A 16,286-nucleotide genomic window follows, 5' to 3' on the forward strand; every position below is an offset into this window, starting at 1 on the left:
TTACGTGTTAGGTTTTATTGTTATATCTGTGAGCTTCGTCTCTTCGACAAATTGCTTGGTGGTGCTGAAGGCGGATTCCATGGTGGCGCGGTCGGGATGGCCCTTGGCGAACTTGACGATGTCGGTCTGGCGCATGAAGTCCTGCAGAATGTTGCGCTGGGTGCCGTCGAGTTCGGGGGACTTGCTCATTTCTTCGACGATCTCCTCGGTGGTTTCGTCGGTGGCGTTGAGGGAAAAGCGACCCTCGAGGTAGTTGCGCAGGATTATCGACAGCTCAGTGTAGAAGGGGTTGCACTCGTTTTTTTCGAGCAGGCCTTTGCCTTTCAGCATTTCCAGCGCCCGGAAGGCCAGTACATGCGGCGGGATGGCCGGCGCCGATGGGATGAGATGCTCGCGGTGTTTCCACAGTTTGGACGTAATCCAGCCAACTAAAAAGGCGGTGACCGCCACAAGCGCTGAAATCCATAGCCAAGGCGGCACGCGCCCCGGAAGCTTTTGCATCGGCTTGATGTCGGCGATTTGCGATGAGGCGTCTTCCGGCAGCGACGACTCTACGTTCAGAACCACCTGGGGGAAGTTGGTGGCGAAGGTTTGATCGCCGACGCGGCAGGAAATCAGGTTGGTGGAAACCACATGCTCGCCGAGGCGGAAGGAGGTGATGGAGTAACGGGACTCGGACTGAGTTAAGCCGTCCTCGCGTGGAACGTTTGCCCAGTCGCGCTTTAGCAGAACCACATTTTTTTCTTTTCCGATTTCTGGAATCTTCAGGGTTCCGTTTGTCGGGAAATACGCGGTAACAATCAATTCAACTGGATCGCCCACGCAGATGGCCTCGCGGTCGATGGAGTATTCCACCGTTAGCCGGTCCTGAGGAAAGACCTTCGGTTCCTCCGGCTTGCACCCGATAAGGGCAACCGCAAGGACTGGAATTAAGATGTGGCTTGGCTGGGGCATTTTTTATTATCTGCGGCTCGCGCGCTGGCGGAAGAATTTGATGAATTGCTTGTCATAGGGCTCGCCGGCAAAGAGGCGGATGGTGTCGATGCCGGCCTTGCGGTGCATGTCGTCGACGGCCTGCGCGCGGCGGGTCTGCTCGAGGCCGAGGTGTTCGCGCACCTTCCGGCTGGAGGTGTCGACGAGGACGTGCTCGCCGGTTTCGGCGTCGTGCCAGTTGATGACGCCGATGTCGGGCCAGGCCACCTCGCGCTTGTCGCCGATGACGACGCTGATGAGGTCGTGGCGCCGTCCGGATATTTTGAGGAGCTTTTCGTAGTCGTCGTTGAACATGAAGTCGGAGATGAGAAAGGTGACGTTTTTGCGGGTGCTGACGTGGTTGAGGTAGTCGAGCGCCGGCACGGCGTTGGTGCCTTTGCCTTGCGGCTTGTGCGAGAGCATTTCGCGGACGAGCCGCAGCACGTGGCGCGTGCCCTTTTTCGGCGGGATGTATTTTTCAACCTCCTCGGCAAAGAGGATCAGCCCGATGCGGTCGTTGTTGCGGATGGCGGAGAAGGCCAGTACGGCGGCGACTTCGGCGGCGAGGTCGCGCTTGAGCTGCGAACCGCTGCCGAAAAGGTTCGATGCGCTGACGTCGACGACGAGCATGACGGTCATCTCGCGCTCTTCGACGAATTTCTTGATATGCGGCGCGCCGGTGCGGGCGGTCACGTTCCAGTCGATGGAGCGGATGTCGTCGCCGGGCACGTATTCGCGCACCTCGTCGAACTCCATCCCGCGCCCTTTGAAGGTGGAGTGGTACTGCCCCGCAAACACGTCGTTAACGGCGTGCTTGGTTCTGATTTGAATTCGGCGAACTTTTTTCAGAAGCTCTTTGTGGTCGAGGGTGTTGCTCATGGCGATATGGGCGACATGCATGTCGCCCCTACGGGACGGGGATTTCGGAGAGGATTTTTTCGATCAGGTCTTCGCTGGTGAGCTCTTCGGCCTCGGCTTCATAGGAGACGATGACGCGGTGGCGGAGCACGTCTTGCGCGATGGACTTGACGTCTTGCGGGGTGACGTAGCCACGGCCTTGCATAAAGGCGTGGGCCCGGGCGCCCATGGTGAGGTTGATCGTTGCGCGGGGCGACGCGCCGTAGCGCAGGTAGTCTTTGATGTCGAGGTTGTACTTCTCGGGTTCGCGGGTGGCGAAGACGATGCTGAGGATGTAGTCCTTAATTTTGTCGTCGATGTAGATTTCATCGACGACTTCGCGGGCCTTGAGGATTTTGTCGGGATGCAGTACGGCGTTGACGGCGATCTCGGTGTTGGAGTGCGCCATGCGGTCGAGGATGCGGCGCTCTTCTTCGATGGTCGGGTAGCCGACCTTGAGTTTGAGCATGAAGCGGTCGACCTGCGCTTCGGGCAGCGGATAGGTGCCTTCCTGCTCAATCGGGTTTTCGGTGGCCATGACGAGGAAGGGCTTGGGCAACGGGAAGGTTTCGTCGCCGATGGTGACCTGCTTTTCCTGCATGGCTTCGAGCAGGGCGCTCTGGACTTTGGCCGGCGCGCGGTTGATTTCGTCGGCTAGGATGATGTTGGCGAAGACGGGGCCCTTCTTAATGATGAAGTCGCCGTGTTTCTGGTTGTAGATCAGCGTGCCGATGAGGTCGGCGGGGAGCAGGTCGGGGGTGAACTGGATGCGCTGGAACGAGGTGTCGAGCGCCCGGGCCAGCGTGTTGATCGTCAGCGTCTTGGCGAGGCCGGGGACGCCTTCGAGCAGGACGTGGCCGTTGGACAGCATCCCGATGATCAGCCGGTCAATCAGGTAGTCCTGTCCGACGATCACCTTTCCGATTTCGTTTTTTAATGTAGGAACAAATGCGCTCTGTTCGCGCACTCTTTGGTTGATGACTTCTATTCCTGCCATTTCGGGTTTCTCCTTGTTATGTATTTATGCGTTATATGACCGCAAAAATTAATGCGCGTTCAAAAATCATCTATTAATTTGTCGCAAGGCTTCGTAAAGCACGATCGCTGCGCAATTTGACAAATTGAGCGATCGCACGCAGTCAAGCTTGATGGGGATGTTCAGGATGGATTCCGAGTGTGCGGCAAGCATTTCGTCGGGCAGTCCGAAGGTTTCGTTTCCAAAGATGAAATAGTCGTTAGGCTGAAATGCGGCTTCCTGAAAATTACGGCTTCCGGCGGTGCTGAAAAAAAACTTTCGGTCCGAGGGGTTTTTCTCAAGAAACGTGTCGAAGTCGGGATAGACCGTGAGATTTACAGAATCCCAATAATCGAGGCCGGCGCGGCGCAGCTGCTTTTCGGAAAGGTCGAAGCCGAGAGGCTCAATGAGGTGCAGCGCGGTGCCGGTGGCGGCGCAGAGGCGCGAAATGTTGCCGGTATTGGGCGGAATCGACGGCTCAACCAGCACAATGTTGAACGGGGCGTCCGGCCACTGAAACTCCAGTTCCACCCGCTTGCGCTCCGAATGCCGCATTTGTTCGTTTTTTTTCATAAGCCAAACACAATAGCAAAGCAGACGGGCGCGTGAAGCCTGAGATGCGAAAAACTGCAGGGCCGGCCACTAATCAGTCCATCCTCAGCCCGTAGGGTTGTAAAATGAGCAATGCATGGAAGTGCGGCGTTGCGGAGCGAGTTCCGAATCGTTACAGTCCTTGAAATTTGGAATTAAACGGCGAGGAATATTCGATGATTAAACAAGTGGCATGTTTGGCGGTTTTGGCCTTGGTTGGATGCTCCACAACTCGGAACGGTGCATACCGCCCCAAATCCGGTAACGAGAAAGAGGCGTATGCCCGGGCGTGGCTTGACGTCAGCCCGGATGATGTCCGCAAGGATTTCCAGTCGCTCTATCAAACCGAAGTGGCTTGGGCTGGGATTATCAAAGAGATTGAGTTTAGGGAATCAGAACGCGAGGTGAGTGTCGCCTTTCTGGTGGAGCATCGCAATTTTGATTGGAAAGACCATGGTGGTGGGCGTTCTTATCAGCTTGAGGCCGAGGGCGAGGGTGTGTTTGCCGTCGGTTGGAAGGTGGAAAAACCCACGAGTATCAGTTATCTGAAGTCGTTGGCTGATGCAGGCGACATGCTGGTGGCGTACGGAAGACCCGTGCGCATTCGTAAAGGCACTATTCAGCTCAGTGCTACGGCCGTGCGACCGATTTCGGCCGACGACTACTCCATTGCCGGAGCTGAACCCATGGCCGAACTTCCAGAAGAGCCGGTCGCCGAACCCCAAGAAAAGTCCGAGGCTGACGCTCCTTCCGAGTGAGCGGCTTCGCTGGTTTTTTTACCAGCGACCGGAACATTAGACCACAACCTGCGAGGCAATGATGGATGCACTGAAGCGATTGATGGAAAACAACCGCAAATGGGCGGGCCGGATTGAAAAAGAGCAGCCGGGCTTTTTTGAAAAACTTTCTAAACAGCAAAACCCCGAATATCTTTGGATCGGGTGCGCCGACAGCCGGGTTTCCGCCGACGCCATTGTGGACCTCCCTCCGGGCGAGGTGTTTGTGCACCGCAACATTGCCAATGTGGTGGTGCATACCGACCTCAACTGCTTGTCCGTCGTCCAGTATGCGGTTGAGGTGCTGAAGGTGAAGCACATCATTGTATGCGGCCACTACGGGTGCGGCGGCATTGCGGCCTCGCTCGATACAGAGGAGCACGGACTCATCGACAACTGGCTGCGGCACATCCGCGACATCTACCGTTTCCACGCAGGAGAATTGGACGGCATAACCGATCCAACCGCGCGAAAAGACCGCTTGTGCGAACTCAACGTGATCGAGCAGGTGTCCAATGTCAGCCATACCACGATTGTCCGAAAGGCTTGGAAGCGCGGGCAGGAACTAGCCGTGCACGGCTGGATCTACCGCCTTGAAGACGGCATCCTCAAAGATATGAACGTTACGGTCACTTCCGCCGATGCTTAACGAATACTATGCCTGCCGCCACGGCGAAAGCATGGCGAACGTCAAAGGAATTGTAATCAGCGATCCCGCCGTTGGCACGAAGCAATACGGCCTGACAGAGAAGGGGCGCCGCCAAGCGGCGGCCACTGCGGGCAAGGCCGAGGGCTTCGGTGCCGATACCCTCATTTTCTCCTCCGACTTCAAACGGGCGGCCGAAACGGCGGAAATTCTGCGCGCCGCCTTGGGCGTAGCCGAGGTGCAGTTCGATATCCGGCTGCGCGAACGCTTTTTTGGCGAGTACGAAGGCGCAACGCATTCGAGCTATTCCAAGGCTTGGATGAACGACGCATTGAATGCCGAGCACACCACCGGCGGGGTCGAGAGTGCGGGCGCTGTCCGCAAGCGCATGTTTTCCGTGGTCCAATCCTTGGAAACCGAACACGCCGGCCGGAAAATCATCCTCGTCTCGCACGGTGATCCGCTGCTGCTTCTGCAATGCGAATTTGACGGCATCGAAACCGCGCAGCACCGCATGCTGAAATATTTCGACACCGCCGAGCTCCGGGCGCTAATCCCCAAGGGGCTTCCAATTGCCTCGAAAAAGAGTGTGGACGAAATCTTTTCCGGCATTCGGAATGTGGCCAAAATCCGAGGCGATCTGACCGAGCCTGAAACGGATTCCTGGGGTGAGGACCTTCTCCCATGATTGTGCTCGACGCCGATTTGTGGGTGTTGTAGTGCGTGCCTCCCGAAGGGGGCGAGTTGCAAGCAGAGAAGCCTTCGCTACACTTAGAGGCAATGGTTGCTGCCGATTTTGGCGCATACAACTAATGGTCTTCGAGGCAAATTCTTCATGGCAGAAACACGGCGCAGAGCACCGTGCTACGTAGAACGGTGCTTCGCGCCGTTTGCCTTTTCCTCAGGGGAAGGCTTGTGCTGGATATTACTAGGCGCTTGAGCCCATGGTGTAGCCGCTGAGGTCGAGCGTGACGAATTTGTAGCCGGTCTTTTTGATGGCCGCCACGAGCTCGATCCTTTCGTTCATCAGCTTTTCAAAGTCGGCCTGGTCGATCTCGATGCGACAGAGGTCGTCGTGGTGCCGGACGCGGTATTGCGAATAGCCGCGCGCCTGAAGGATCGCTTCCGCCTTTTCCACCTGGGTCATGGCTTCGAGGTCGATGCGGGTGCCGGTGGGAAAGCGCGAGCCGAGACAGGCGAACGACGCTTTCCCGGCGGTTGGAAGCCCACGCCGCTCGCTGAGGATGCGAATCTCCTTCTTAAACAGTCCGGCATTCTGCAACGGCGCGACGACGCAATGGTTGGCGGCCGCCTGCGTTCCGGGGCGGATATCGCCTTTGTCGTCCTCGATGGCGCCGTGGGCGAGCACGATGTCGCCAAATTCCGAAAGTATGGTTTCCATCTTGGTGAACAGCTCGTTTTTGCAGTGGAAGCAGCGGTCGCCCTTATTTTGGAGGTATTCCTCCTTGAGGTGCTCGCCGGTTTGGATGACGCGCAAGTGCCAGCCGCGTTCGGTGGCCATATCGACTGCCTGCTGCAGCTCTTCGCGCGGGATGGAGGGCGAATCGGCGATGACCATCATCGCATTTTGGCCCAGCACTTCGTTTGCGCAATCGGCGAGATAGGTGGAATCGACTCCGCCGGAATAGGCCACCGCTATGGCGCCATAGGATCTCAGCTCGTCGAGCAGCATCTGCTCTTTTTCGTCAATCGTATTCATGGGGCCAGATAGTAGACCACTACGCCGAACGAATCAGCACTAATTTTACTGGGGAATTGGGCAGAATAATTAGGTGGCAGAATAATTTTCCTCATCAGTCCTGAATTGGAAATGATCCTGTCATTCAATAATCCTGTCTTTACAGTTCGAGATCGCCCTTGCGGTTGAGGAGGAGCCAGATGAAGAAGGGGCCGCCGAGCAGGGCGGTGAGGACTCCGACGGGGATTTCGGCGGGGGCGATCAGCGTGCGCGACAGCGTGTCGCAAAAGGCGAGGAAGAGTCCCCCGAAGAGGAGCGACGCCGGCATGAGATAGCGGTGGTCCGCTCCAACGAGCATGCGGCAGATGTGCGGCGACATCATGCCCACGAAACCGATTGGTCCGCAGACGGCTACCACGCCGCCCACCATCAGCGACGAGGCCAGGAAGATTAGCTTCTTAACCAACCCCACGTTGACGCCCCGGCTCACGGCAATGTCTTCGCCCACCATGAACAGGTTCATCTCGCGATGGAGGAAGGCAAGCAACAGGCTTCCGATTCCAAAGAAGGGCAGCAGGTTGAGCAGTTTGCCGAAGTCGGCCGTGGCGACGGTGCCCATCATCCAATGGACAATGCGGAAGGAGTGCGTCAGGCCGCTAACATATTGAATGAAGAGGATCAGGCTGGAAAAGAAAAAGCTGATGGCGATGCCTGCGAGCAGCAGGGTGGGCGTGGAAAATCCACCCTTGAGTTTGGTTAGGCCATAGACCAGCCACACCGAAAGCAAGGCGCCGCCAAACGCCGCTAGCGAAGTGCCGGAGATCCCCAGAAAGGAAAAGGTTAATCCGAGCCGGATGAAGATGGATGCGCCCAGCGCCGCGCCGCTGGAAACGCCGAGCGTGAACGGCGTCGCCAAAGGATTGCGGAAGAGCGCCTGAAACGACATGCCGCTCAGCGATAGCATGGCTCCGGCCATAAAGGCGCACAGTACGCGCGGCACGCGAATGTTCAGCAGGATGTCGCGTTCCTGTCCGGCGGCGTTGTACGGAATAAACTTCATCCCAAACAGCGGGCTGACGAACAGCGCCACGCCTGCCAATAGGAACAGAATCAAGAGCGGAAGGATCGGCTTCTTCACAGCGCACCTCCCGAGATGACGTAAGGGAGGGGGCGGTCGGGGGAGGGGGTGCAGCGGAATTCGGTGCCGTAGATGCTTCCCAGCAGAGCGCTGTCGGCGGTTTCTGCGGGCGTGCCGCTGAATGCGATGGCGCCGTCTTTGATGGCATACAACCGATCGCTGCTGGAAGTGGCGGTGTTGATGTCGTGATGCACCGCCACGACGGTGATGCCGTTTTCGCGGCACGACTTTTTCAGCAGGGCGGCCACGTTGGCCTGGTGGCGGTAGTCGAGAAAGGTCGAAGGCTCGTCGAGCAGCAGGATTTTGGTTTCCTGCGCCAGCGCGGCCGCAATGAAGGCCATTTGCCGTTCGCCGCCGCTGAGCGTATTGAGTTTGCGGTGCCGGAATTCAGTGAGTCCTGCGCTTTCAATGGCTTTGCCGACGGCGTCGTAGTCCTCGCTCTTGAGCGAGGTGAAGGCGGAGAGGTGGGGGTAGCGCCCCATGGTCACAAATTCTTCAACGGTCAACGGCGTGCTGCGTCCTTCGGCCTGCGGAACATAGCTCTGGAGTTTGGCCAGCGTTTTGCTCCCGTGGTCGGCGAAGGATTTCCCGTCAATGGTGATGGCGCCCCGCCAGTCGGTATAGATTCCTGCAATGCATTTGACCAGCGTGGTTTTGCCCGCGCCGTTGGGGCCGATGATGGAAATGTATTCGCCCGCACCGATATTCATCGAAACCCCCTTCAGGATTTCATTTCCCGAAAGGTCGATGGACAGGTCTTTAATTTGGATGATGGCGTCGGGCATTTAGGCAGAATAATTTAGTGGCAGAATAATTTTTTTCTCAGCGAGGATAGTTCAATTTCGTTTTGATCAAAGTTAATCCAATCAATTTGTTCGAACTCGGATGCATTTAGATATTTCTGGAGGTTCTTTTCGTAGGAGGCCTTTTTTCTCGAAAGCCCGGTGAAATGAAGGAGAGTGTCTGGCGATGTTGCACAAAAACGTGTGTTTGCATCTTCGGAGGGGTGTTCCATGAAAAACAGAACAGCTTCTTTGTAGAGCTGAATATTCAAATATGCACCCCATTCATTCAACAGCTCCGCGAGTAAGTCCGGGAGGTGCAGGTTGGCAGGCTGGGCTTCGATCCAATCATCTGTTTTCAGGAAAAACGATTGTCGCTGATCCAGTGTTAGGCTTGTTGAAACAAAACGCCGTTCCAATGAGTCGGGTCTGAAGTTGATGATCTTCCCGTGCTGGGTATTGGTTAGAAACAAGTAATTCAGCGTTTGTGATTCATTTGGCGAGGTAATGCCTTCGACCGTTTTTAATTCATACACAGCGCCTTCAATAAGCAAATCGATAAAGTAGGGTTTGCAGAAATCTTTGAATTCTACTTTTACTTGAACTTCAGGAAGGGCATGCAGCCCGCTTGCAAGGCAACGCTCCAGCAGCTTGGCTTTGTAGTCATTTTCATCCCAAAGATTGCCAATGGAATTATACAGGTCGAATGCCAAGGCCATGACCTGATAATCCAGGCGGTGAAATGCCTTTTCCGGTAGAGCAGAAACACGATGTTTAACCAATATTCCCATAAATTATTCTGCCACAAAATTATTCTGCCTAATCACGCGAGCGAAGTCTTCTAGTGTTTGGATAAATCGGGGGCCGGGGATGCAGGTGTAGCTGCCGGTGAGGATGTGGATTTGGCTGCGTTCGATGGCGTTGACGCCTTTGAAGGTGTTCCATTGCTTGGAAACCTCGCCGGGGGTTTGAAGGTCGGGGGCGAGGACAATGACGATGTCGGGATTGAGGCGAAGGACGGCTTCTTTGGAAATGACGGAGAAGGGGAGCTTGCCTTCAATCACGTTTTGTCCGCCGGCGAGTTCGAGCAGCTCGTTGTGGATGCATTCGGTGCCGAACGCATGGATTTGGCTCATGCCGCCGGCGCTTCCGCCGAAGGTGATCAGCACGCGGGGACGGTTGGTGGGTTGGCCTTTCAACTCGGCCATGCGGTTCTGCAGATCTTGGATCAAAGCGTCGGCTTCGGGCTCGGCCCCGCAGGTCTGCCCGACGCGCTCGATGGTTTGGAGAATGTCGGCAATGAAGTAGCTCCCGGTTTTTAGGAAGGGGATGCCGAGGCTGCTTAGGCGTTCCTGTTCGGCTTCATATTCTTTGTGGAGGATGACGAGGTCGGGGCAGGCGGAAACGATAGCCTCGTAGTTAAACTGTCCGAACCCTCCAATGCGGGGAATGTCGCGCGCCGCTTCCGGATAGGTGCAGTAGGAGGTTGCCCCGACGAGCTTGCTGCCAAGACCGAGGGCATAGACGGTTTCGGTAATGTTGGGCGCCATCGAAATGATGCGTTCGGGGGTGCGGTCCAATGTGCGCGGCGCAGGTTTTCCGCAACCGGCGAGCAGAGCCAGGGCGAGTAGAAATGTGCAGCGTTTAATCATTGGTCAGCCTAAAGGTAAAAGAGAGTTTGGTTTCGGAATCAATGTTCCGCCCAAACTGTGTTGCGGGATTGAACGAGGCTTTTTGTACGGCCTTGAACGCGGCTTCGTCTAGCCGCTTGTGCCCGCTCGATTGGATTATCTGAATGTTCCCTGCCTTGCCGTTGGCGAGCACCTGCACGGAAAGGGTCACGATGCCTTCCTCTCCCCGGCGGCGCGAGATGCGGGGATAAACGGGGTTGATCGATGCAGTGGACTGGGCTTCGGAAATAACGCCCTTGTTTTCGATCAAACTCGCGTCCTGTTCGACGGATTCCTCTGCGGCTTCTTGAACCACGGCCTGCGGTTTAGGCTTGGGGATGGACGGAGGGTCAACCGTCACCGGCTCGGGGACCGGAATTGGAGCGGGCTCAACGGGAACGGGCACTACCACGGTGGGCTCTGGAACGGGTTCGGCCGGCTCTTCCGGTTGCGGTTCGGGTTCAACGGGTTCAGGCTCGGGCGCAGCTGCGGGGCTGGCGATCGACGGCATGAGCGTGAGGTGCACAACGGTTTGGCCGGCTTCCAGCTTTGGCGACGGAGGGGTGTAGACGCCTTTGCCGTACAGCGCGGCCACATGGATCGCGATGGATAGAACGATCCCGCCCAGCAGCGGCACGTTGACTATGGAGTTTCTTTTTTGCACGAAAAGGATACTTCCTCGATACCGGCTTTTTTCAAGCTGTCCAGCAGTTCAATCGCCAAGCCGAGGGCGGCCTTTTGGTCGCCTTCAATGAAAACCGGCTTGGGCTGTCCTTGGCGCAGCTGCTGGACGCGTTCGGCCAGCCCGTCCACTTCAGCGGGCTCGCTGTTTAAAAACAGGTGGTTGTCGGCATCGATGGTGATGGAGATATAGTCGTCGCGCTCCATTGTGGCCGTGCCCGCGGTTGGCAGGTCGATCTTAAGCCCGTGGTGCACGACCATCGACACCATGGCATAGATGAAGAAGACGAGGAGCAGGAACACCACGTCGATCAGCGGGAGCATCTCCACCCGCGCCTTCTTTGTTTCATATCCGGAATTCAATCTCATGGCTTCGGTTTTGTAACAGAATAATTATGAACAGAATAATTTCTTTTCCAACGAGGCGAATTGGATTGTTGAACGATTCAAATTGATCCAATGGAGCTGTTCGAAGGGAGTGTGTGAGAGTAGCCGGGTCAAGTGGGTTTCATATCGATTGATGTCGCCTTTTGCTGCTGTTATAAGGAAAATATCCGTTTCTGAAAGACAAGTGAATTTTTGAGTCCCCAGCAGTTGGTTGCCGTTCTTGATTTCAACGGATTGAACAATCTTCTGTTCTCCGCCAAGAAAATGAATGAGAGCTTCTTCGTATATATGTGTATCGAAGAAGGCTCCCCAGTCATTCATGATATCTATCATCCTTGTTTTTAGTTTTCGAGCGTTCTTCGAAGATGTGTTCCATCGGGAATCCTGAATGCACAACGATGTTCTCGCTTCACGGTCAAGCGTTGTAGATACAAATTCATGTTCAACGGATACCGGCCGAAAGTTGATGATCTTTCCATGTTTGGTGTTAGTCGCAAATACATAATCCAGCGTCTGGATGCGTTGTGGTTTCTGTATAGATTTGATTGTTTTGAGTTCGTACACGCTGCCGCTAATTAAAAGATCGATAAAAAGGCTTTTGGAGTAATCTTGATGAGTCAGCTTGACTTCAGCTTCGCACTCGGCCTCGAACCCTCTTGCCAAGCATTTTTGCAATAATTCGTTTTTGTAGATCTGCTCATTGTAGAACCTGCCCAAAGTGTTGTGCATTTCAAATGCAAGAGCCATGACGGAATAATCCAGCTTGTGAAAAGCCTGTTCCGAAAGCGGTTCTATGGTGTGGGGCAAAATAATTGGCATGAGATTATTCTGTTCTAATTATTCTGTTCTATTTTCTGTCGTTCGGTGCCTTTGAGCACGGTGACTTCGTAGCAGGTGACGAGCTGCTCTAGGTGGCGGGTGACTTTTTCGACCTTGCGGGTGAGGGCGTTGTAGGGGAGCAGGGTTACAATCGCGATGGAAAGCCCCGTGGCTGTGGTGATCAGCGCTTGAGCAATGCCGCCCGTGACGGCTTTGGGATCTTCGATGCCGGCGTCGCCGAGCAAGTCGAACGAAATAATGATGCCGGAAACGGTGCCGAGGATGCCGAGCAGGGGGGCGGCGGTGATGATGGTGTCGAGCACAGAAAGCCGGTGCTTCATCTTTTCGATCTCGTACATGGCGGCGCCTTCCAATGATTGGACGAGGCCATAGTTGCGGTGGGCGAGGCCATTGGTCAGGATGCGGCACACGAGGCAGTCGGACGCTTGGCCTTCTTTGATGGCGGTTTCAAACTCGCCTTCTTCGGTGAGGCTGAAGATGCGGTTGATCAATTTTTGGTTCTTGCGCTTCAAAATCAGCAGCCAAAAAACGGCGCGCTCAAAAACGATGGCCAGCGCCACGACCGAGCAGGCGAGCAGCGGCCACATGACCGGGCCACCCTTGTATATAAGTTCCATCATTCGTTTTCCCCAAAATTGATCGAAAAAGAGAAGATAGATTTTTTTCAAAGGATTGGAAAGCGCCATCCGAGCGCTATGGCGCACACTCACGCGCTCAAAAAACTTGCTTTATTTTGCCGGAAAACCAGTATCTCAAATATTTGAGGTGAATTTATGGCAGTGAGTCAAAAGCAGATTGCGGAGCGGTTGGGGGTGTCGATTGCGTTGGTTTCGCGCGTTCTTTCGGGCAAGGCGCGGGACGTGGGCATTGCGGAAGCTACTATTGAAAAGGTGCTCGCGGCCTCCTCGGAAATGGGCTATGTCCCCAGCGCCGCGGCGCTGACGCTCAAGGGCAAGGGGTCGCGCACCATCGGCGTGGTGGTCTATGATTTCCGGGATCCGTTCTTTGGCGCGATCATTGAAAAGCTGCAGGAGCAGGCGCACGAGCAGAACTATTCGCTCGTGCTTGCCGGCTTTAAAGGCCGCCAGCCGGAACCGTCCGACCTCGCGCCTCTGCACAAGCACGCTATCGACGGTTTGGTGGTGCTCGGTTCCGCCGCCCGCTCGGAATGGCTCGAAGGATTTCTCCAAATGCCGGTGGCGCGCATTGGCCACGGTGCTCCAGACGAGGCCAGCGTCCGCATCGACGAGGCTGATGCCGCCGAGCAGCTGCTGCGGCATCTTGTTTCCAAGGGTTGCCGGCGTTGCGCTTTTATAGGCTCCAACCTGTTCGGCCATACGCTCCGTTTCCAGGCCTTTAAACGTGCAGCGCAGGCGCATGGGGTTGAGATCGAAAAGCATTCTTGGGCGGCGGACGGGTTTGAGGCCGGGCTGCAGGCAACGCTGGAAATTTTGGAGGGCGATGCAGAGGGGCTTGCTCTGGTGTGCGCTACCGACATTATTGCCATGTGCGCGCTGCATGTGCTGCACGACGCCGGCCGTCGGCTCCCTGTGACGGGTTTTGACGATATCCCCTCCGCCTCGCAGTTTATTCCGCCCATCACCACTGTGCGTCAGCCGATCGATGAAATGGCGCAGTACGCCTTTCAAGTCGTGTTAGAACAAGCCGATTCCTGCGACAAGCTTTTGAAGGGGGCTTTGATTGTTAGGAGCTCATCATGAAAATTGTGGTTGCGCCCGATTCATACAAGGGAAACATGCGCAGCTCCAAGGTCTGCGAAATCATTAAACTGGCGATTCTGCAAGAACAGCCCGACGTCGAGGTACTGACGTTTCCGATGGCCGACGGAGGCGAAGGAACGGTTGACGCCGTAGTGGAGGCGACAGGAGGCCGCTTCCAGTCCTTGGAAGTTTGCGGGCCGCTCGGCGAGCCGGTCGCTGCGCGGCACGGCCTGCTGCCCGACGGTACGGCCATCATGGAAATGGCGTCCGCATCCGGTATTGAGCTGGTGCCGGCGGAGCAGCTCAATCCGATGAAGGCGACTACCTACGGCACCGGCGAGTTGCTGAAGCATCTGCTCGAAGAGGGGCATTCCTCGATTGTGATGGGCATTGGCGGCAGCGCTACGGTTGATGGAGGCGTTGGCATGGCGCGCGCCCTTGGGTACCGCTTTCTCGATGACTCCGGCAGTGAAGCTACTGCGTTGGCGGATATTGCTTCAATCGACGGCTCCGGCGTTTTCCAAGGGTTGGGAAACGCGCATATCCGCGTGGCCTGCGATGTTACGAATCCGCTCACCGGCCCAAACGGCGCGGCGGCGGTATTTGGTCCGCAAAAGGGCGCAACGCCCGAAATGATTGAACAGCTCGATGCGGGGCTTGCCAATCTTTGGAAGCTTGCCGACGTTGAGGGCGCGCCCGGCGATGGCGCGGCGGGCGGGCTCGGCTACGGGCTCCGCGCGTTTTGCGGGGCCGAGATTGTTTCCGGCGCAAACCTGATTGCGGAAACCGTCGGTTTGCCGGCGGCGCTGGAGGGGGCGGATCTGCTCATTACCGGCGAGGGGCGCACCGACGGGCAGACGGCCTCGGGCAAGCTCTGTTCCGTACTAGCCGGGCTGGCCCGCGACCGGGGCGCTAAAACGCTGCTGCTTTCCGGCGCGCTGCAGGGCGAGCTGAACCCGTTTCTTGATGTGTTCGACTATGCCTTCAGCATTTCCGCCGGTCACACCTCGCTCGAGGCCTGCATCGCCCATGCCCCAGAGGATCTGGCTTTTGTTGTAAAAAACGTGATGCGGATTCTGTACAAGCAGTTAGGCAGGACGTACTAGAAAGAGCTGTCCCTTTGTTTTATAAACTCTACCCTCGTAAATTGCATACCTACGAAAGGGTGGTTCTATGACTAAGAAGAAGGTTTCCTCGATTTCGCGCAGAAGCATGCTGCGCAGCTCTGCAGTGGGCGCAACGGCGGCCGTTGCGGCTCCAACCATTATTCCCGCCAGTGCGATGGGCTTCGGCGGCTTTACGGCGCCGAGCGAACGAATCACATTTGGCATGGTTGGATTCGGCAAGATGATGAAGGGGCACTTCAGCAACATGCTGGGCCGTAAAGAAGTCCAGATTCTTGCCGTATGCGACGTGGACAAGAAGAAACGCGAACAAGCGCGCGACCGGGTAAACGCCACATATGGCGACAAAGGCTGCGGCTGCTACAACGAGCATGAGAAAATCATGGAGCGCGGCGATATCGACGCCTGTTTCGTGGTTACGCCCGACCACTGGCATGTCCCGATTTCGCTGGATGCGGTTCGCTCCGGCAAAGATGTCTATGTTGAAAAGCCGATGAGCTTGACCATCAAGGAAGGCCGGATTCTTTCCGATGCTGTTCGGCGCTACGGCGCGGTTCTGCAGGTGGGCAGCCAGCAACGTTCCGAATATTCCTTCGGTAAGGCGGTTGAAATGGTCCGCAACGGCTGGATCGGCAACGTGCACACCATCTACGCCAACCTTGGCCGCTTCCCCGATGGCAAGGCGCTGCCGGAAGAGTCGATTCCGGAAGGGTTCGACTATGACCGCTGGCTCGGCCCGACGCCGTGGTATCCGTACAACTATAAGCGGGTCGAAGGTAACTATAGCGGCGGCTGGCGTTCGTATTGGGAATACGGTTCCCGCAAGAACGGCGACTGGGGCGCGCACCACTTCGATATTATTCAGTTTGCCCTGGGCATGGACCATTCCGGTCCCGGATTCTTTTTCCCGCGCGGCTACGACGAGTCCGGCTGCCAAGGCTATAAATACGATGACGGACCCATTGTCTACCGCGACTATCCGAAGCGGAAATTCAACTCCATGATCGAGTTCTATGGCGACAAAGGCGCGATCGGCGTTGGGCGCGGAGGCGACCTGAAGTCCGATCCGGCCGAGTTGAAGAACCGGCCGTTGTCGCCTTCGGACGTGCATTTGCGTGCAACGACGAGCCACCACAACAACTTTCTCGACAGCATCCGGACCCGCAAGCGCACGATTGCCGATGTGGAGATTGGGCACCGCACGGCGAGCATTTGCCACCTGAGCGCGATCTCCGAGCGGTTGAACCGCACGATCAAGTGGGATCCGGCCACCGAACAAATCATAGGCGACGCCCAAGCCTCGAAATGGCTCGATCGTCCTCGCCGCGCACCCTACACCCTTTAGTC

At 56.3% G+C, this 16,286-nt stretch carries 19 protein-coding genes; 6 read left to right on the top strand and 13 right to left on the bottom strand.

Annotated elements, in window-relative coordinates:
* The 4 genes from SCARR_RS24020 to SCARR_RS24035 form a co-directional block, all read right to left on the bottom strand.
* On the bottom strand, window positions 1–954 hold the full coding sequence (locus tag SCARR_RS24020) for a hypothetical protein (RefSeq protein ID WP_136064444.1): 954 nt from the start codon (window positions 952–954) through the stop codon (window positions 1–3).
* 6 nt (window positions 955–960) lie between these two features.
* On the bottom strand, window positions 961–1,872 hold the full coding sequence (locus SCARR_RS24025) for a DUF58 domain-containing protein (RefSeq protein WP_222846430.1): 912 nt from the start codon (window positions 1,870–1,872) through the stop codon (window positions 961–963).
* A 7-nt stretch (window positions 1,873–1,879) separates the two neighbouring features.
* Window positions 1,880–2,866 carry an AAA family ATPase gene (locus SCARR_RS24030; RefSeq protein ID WP_136064446.1) on the bottom strand — a complete coding sequence of 329 codons (987 nt, stop codon included), beginning with the start codon at window positions 2,864–2,866 and terminating at the stop codon, window positions 1,880–1,882.
* A 66-nt stretch (window positions 2,867–2,932) separates the two neighbouring features.
* Window positions 2,933–3,457: a tRNA (cytidine(34)-2'-O)-methyltransferase gene (locus tag SCARR_RS24035; RefSeq protein WP_222846431.1), complete on the bottom strand. Its 525-nt coding sequence runs from the start codon at window positions 3,455–3,457 to the stop codon at window positions 2,933–2,935.
* A 194-nt stretch (window positions 3,458–3,651) separates the two neighbouring features.
* Between SCARR_RS24035 and SCARR_RS24040 the strand changes: the two genes are divergently transcribed.
* The 3 genes from SCARR_RS24040 to SCARR_RS24050 all read left to right on the top strand — a co-directional run bounded on the left by SCARR_RS24040 (window position 3,652) and on the right by SCARR_RS24050 (window position 5,585).
* Window positions 3,652–4,233: a hypothetical protein gene (locus SCARR_RS24040; RefSeq protein ID WP_136064448.1), complete on the top strand. Its 582-nt coding sequence runs from the start codon at window positions 3,652–3,654 to the stop codon at window positions 4,231–4,233.
* A 61-nt stretch (window positions 4,234–4,294) separates the two neighbouring features.
* Window positions 4,295–4,900 carry a carbonate dehydratase gene (gene can / locus SCARR_RS24045; protein WP_136064769.1) on the top strand — a complete coding sequence of 202 codons (606 nt, stop codon included), beginning with the start codon at window positions 4,295–4,297 and terminating at the stop codon, window positions 4,898–4,900.
* Window positions 4,893–5,585, top strand: a complete 693-nt coding sequence (locus tag SCARR_RS24050; RefSeq protein WP_136064450.1) for a histidine phosphatase family protein — start codon at window positions 4,893–4,895, stop codon at window positions 5,583–5,585. The genes can and SCARR_RS24050 overlap by 8 nt, the downstream gene beginning before the upstream one ends.
* A gap of 240 nt (window positions 5,586–5,825) precedes the next feature.
* Here the strand turns inward: SCARR_RS24050 and larE are convergent, their stop codons facing one another.
* The 9 genes from larE to SCARR_RS24095 form a co-directional block, all read right to left on the bottom strand.
* Window positions 5,826–6,617: an ATP-dependent sacrificial sulfur transferase LarE gene (gene larE / locus SCARR_RS24055; RefSeq protein WP_136064452.1), complete on the bottom strand. Its 792-nt coding sequence runs from the start codon at window positions 6,615–6,617 to the stop codon at window positions 5,826–5,828.
* 139 nt (window positions 6,618–6,756) lie between these two features.
* On the bottom strand, window positions 6,757–7,734 hold the full coding sequence (locus tag SCARR_RS24060) for a FecCD family ABC transporter permease (RefSeq protein WP_136064454.1): 978 nt from the start codon (window positions 7,732–7,734) through the stop codon (window positions 6,757–6,759).
* A complete protein-coding gene (locus SCARR_RS24065; protein ID WP_136064456.1) occupies window positions 7,731–8,519 on the bottom strand; it encodes an ABC transporter ATP-binding protein in 789 nt (262 codons plus the stop codon). Before SCARR_RS24065 ends, SCARR_RS24060 begins: the two co-directional genes overlap by 4 nt.
* Before the next feature lie 14 nt (window positions 8,520–8,533).
* On the bottom strand, window positions 8,534–9,307 hold the full coding sequence (locus SCARR_RS24070; protein ID WP_136064458.1) for a GxxExxY protein: 774 nt from the start codon (window positions 9,305–9,307) through the stop codon (window positions 8,534–8,536).
* 3 nt (window positions 9,308–9,310) lie between these two features.
* Window positions 9,311–10,168, bottom strand: a complete 858-nt coding sequence (locus tag SCARR_RS24075; RefSeq protein ID WP_136064460.1) for an ABC transporter substrate-binding protein — start codon at window positions 10,166–10,168, stop codon at window positions 9,311–9,313.
* Window positions 10,161–10,850, bottom strand: coding sequence for an energy transducer TonB (locus SCARR_RS24080; protein ID WP_136064462.1), 690 nt, complete (start codon window positions 10,848–10,850; stop codon window positions 10,161–10,163). The genes SCARR_RS24075 and SCARR_RS24080 overlap by 8 nt, the downstream gene beginning before the upstream one ends.
* Entirely contained in the window at window positions 10,829–11,236 is a 408-nt protein-coding gene (locus tag SCARR_RS24085; RefSeq protein WP_136064464.1) for an ExbD/TolR family protein, read from the bottom strand. Before SCARR_RS24085 ends, SCARR_RS24080 begins: the two co-directional genes overlap by 22 nt.
* A 24-nt stretch (window positions 11,237–11,260) precedes the next feature.
* Window positions 11,261–12,073, bottom strand: coding sequence for a GxxExxY protein (locus SCARR_RS24090; protein WP_136064466.1), 813 nt, complete (start codon window positions 12,071–12,073; stop codon window positions 11,261–11,263).
* 14 nt (window positions 12,074–12,087) lie between these two features.
* Complete coding sequence (locus tag SCARR_RS24095; protein WP_168433571.1) at window positions 12,088–12,714, bottom strand: MotA/TolQ/ExbB proton channel family protein; 627 nt, start codon at window positions 12,712–12,714, stop codon at window positions 12,088–12,090.
* Between the two features lie 153 nt (window positions 12,715–12,867).
* Between SCARR_RS24095 and SCARR_RS24100 the strand changes: the two genes are divergently transcribed.
* The 3 genes from SCARR_RS24100 (at window position 12,868) to SCARR_RS24110 (ending at window position 16,284) form a co-directional block, all read left to right on the top strand.
* The gene (locus tag SCARR_RS24100) at window positions 12,868–13,815 is read left to right on the top strand and encodes a LacI family DNA-binding transcriptional regulator (RefSeq protein WP_136064470.1); all 948 of its coding nucleotides are present in this window, start codon (window positions 12,868–12,870) and stop codon (window positions 13,813–13,815) included.
* Window positions 13,812–14,921 carry a glycerate kinase gene (locus SCARR_RS24105; protein WP_136064472.1) on the top strand — a complete coding sequence of 370 codons (1,110 nt, stop codon included), beginning with the start codon at window positions 13,812–13,814 and terminating at the stop codon, window positions 14,919–14,921. The genes SCARR_RS24100 and SCARR_RS24105 overlap by 4 nt, the downstream gene beginning before the upstream one ends.
* A gap of 67 nt (window positions 14,922–14,988) precedes the next feature.
* Window positions 14,989–16,284, top strand: a complete 1,296-nt coding sequence (locus tag SCARR_RS24110; protein ID WP_136064474.1) for a Gfo/Idh/MocA family protein — start codon at window positions 14,989–14,991, stop codon at window positions 16,282–16,284.
* Window positions 16,285–16,286: the final 2 nt, after the last annotated feature.

The sequence above is a fragment of the Pontiella sulfatireligans genome (assembly GCF_900890705.1).
In the GTDB taxonomy this organism is placed as follows: domain Bacteria; phylum Verrucomicrobiota; class Kiritimatiellia; order Kiritimatiellales; family Pontiellaceae; genus Pontiella; species Pontiella sulfatireligans.

Coding starts and splice junctions, on each gene's coding strand:
- SCARR_RS24075 (WP_136064460.1), bottom strand. CDS start 10,168: ATGATTAAACGCTGCACATTTCTACTCGCCCTGGCTCTGCTCGCCGGT.
- larE (WP_136064452.1), bottom strand. CDS start 6,617: ATGAATACGATTGACGAAAAAGAGCAGATGCTGCTCGACGAGCTGAGA.
- SCARR_RS24090 (WP_136064466.1), bottom strand. CDS start 12,073: ATGCCAATTATTTTGCCCCACACCATAGAACCGCTTTCGGAACAGGCT.
- SCARR_RS24040 (WP_136064448.1), top strand. CDS start 3,652: ATGATTAAACAAGTGGCATGTTTGGCGGTTTTGGCCTTGGTTGGATGC.
- SCARR_RS24065 (WP_136064456.1), bottom strand. CDS start 8,519: ATGCCCGACGCCATCATCCAAATTAAAGACCTGTCCATCGACCTTTCG.
- SCARR_RS24030 (WP_136064446.1), bottom strand. CDS start 2,866: ATGGCAGGAATAGAAGTCATCAACCAAAGAGTGCGCGAACAGAGCGCA.
- SCARR_RS24025 (WP_222846430.1), bottom strand. CDS start 1,872: ATGCATGTCGCCCATATCGCCATGAGCAACACCCTCGACCACAAAGAG.
- SCARR_RS24035 (WP_222846431.1), bottom strand. CDS start 3,457: ATGAAAAAAAACGAACAAATGCGGCATTCGGAGCGCAAGCGGGTGGAA.
- SCARR_RS24070 (WP_136064458.1), bottom strand. CDS start 9,307: ATGGGAATATTGGTTAAACATCGTGTTTCTGCTCTACCGGAAAAGGCA.
- can (WP_136064769.1), top strand. CDS start 4,295: ATGGATGCACTGAAGCGATTGATGGAAAACAACCGCAAATGGGCGGGC.
- SCARR_RS24095 (WP_168433571.1), bottom strand. CDS start 12,714: ATGATGGAACTTATATACAAGGGTGGCCCGGTCATGTGGCCGCTGCTC.
- SCARR_RS24050 (WP_136064450.1), top strand. CDS start 4,893: ATGCTTAACGAATACTATGCCTGCCGCCACGGCGAAAGCATGGCGAAC.
- SCARR_RS24085 (WP_136064464.1), bottom strand. CDS start 11,236: ATGAGATTGAATTCCGGATATGAAACAAAGAAGGCGCGGGTGGAGATG.
- SCARR_RS24100 (WP_136064470.1), top strand. CDS start 12,868: ATGGCAGTGAGTCAAAAGCAGATTGCGGAGCGGTTGGGGGTGTCGATT.
- SCARR_RS24020 (WP_136064444.1), bottom strand. CDS start 954: ATGCCCCAGCCAAGCCACATCTTAATTCCAGTCCTTGCGGTTGCCCTT.
- SCARR_RS24110 (WP_136064474.1), top strand. CDS start 14,989: ATGACTAAGAAGAAGGTTTCCTCGATTTCGCGCAGAAGCATGCTGCGC.
- SCARR_RS24105 (WP_136064472.1), top strand. CDS start 13,812: ATGAAAATTGTGGTTGCGCCCGATTCATACAAGGGAAACATGCGCAGC.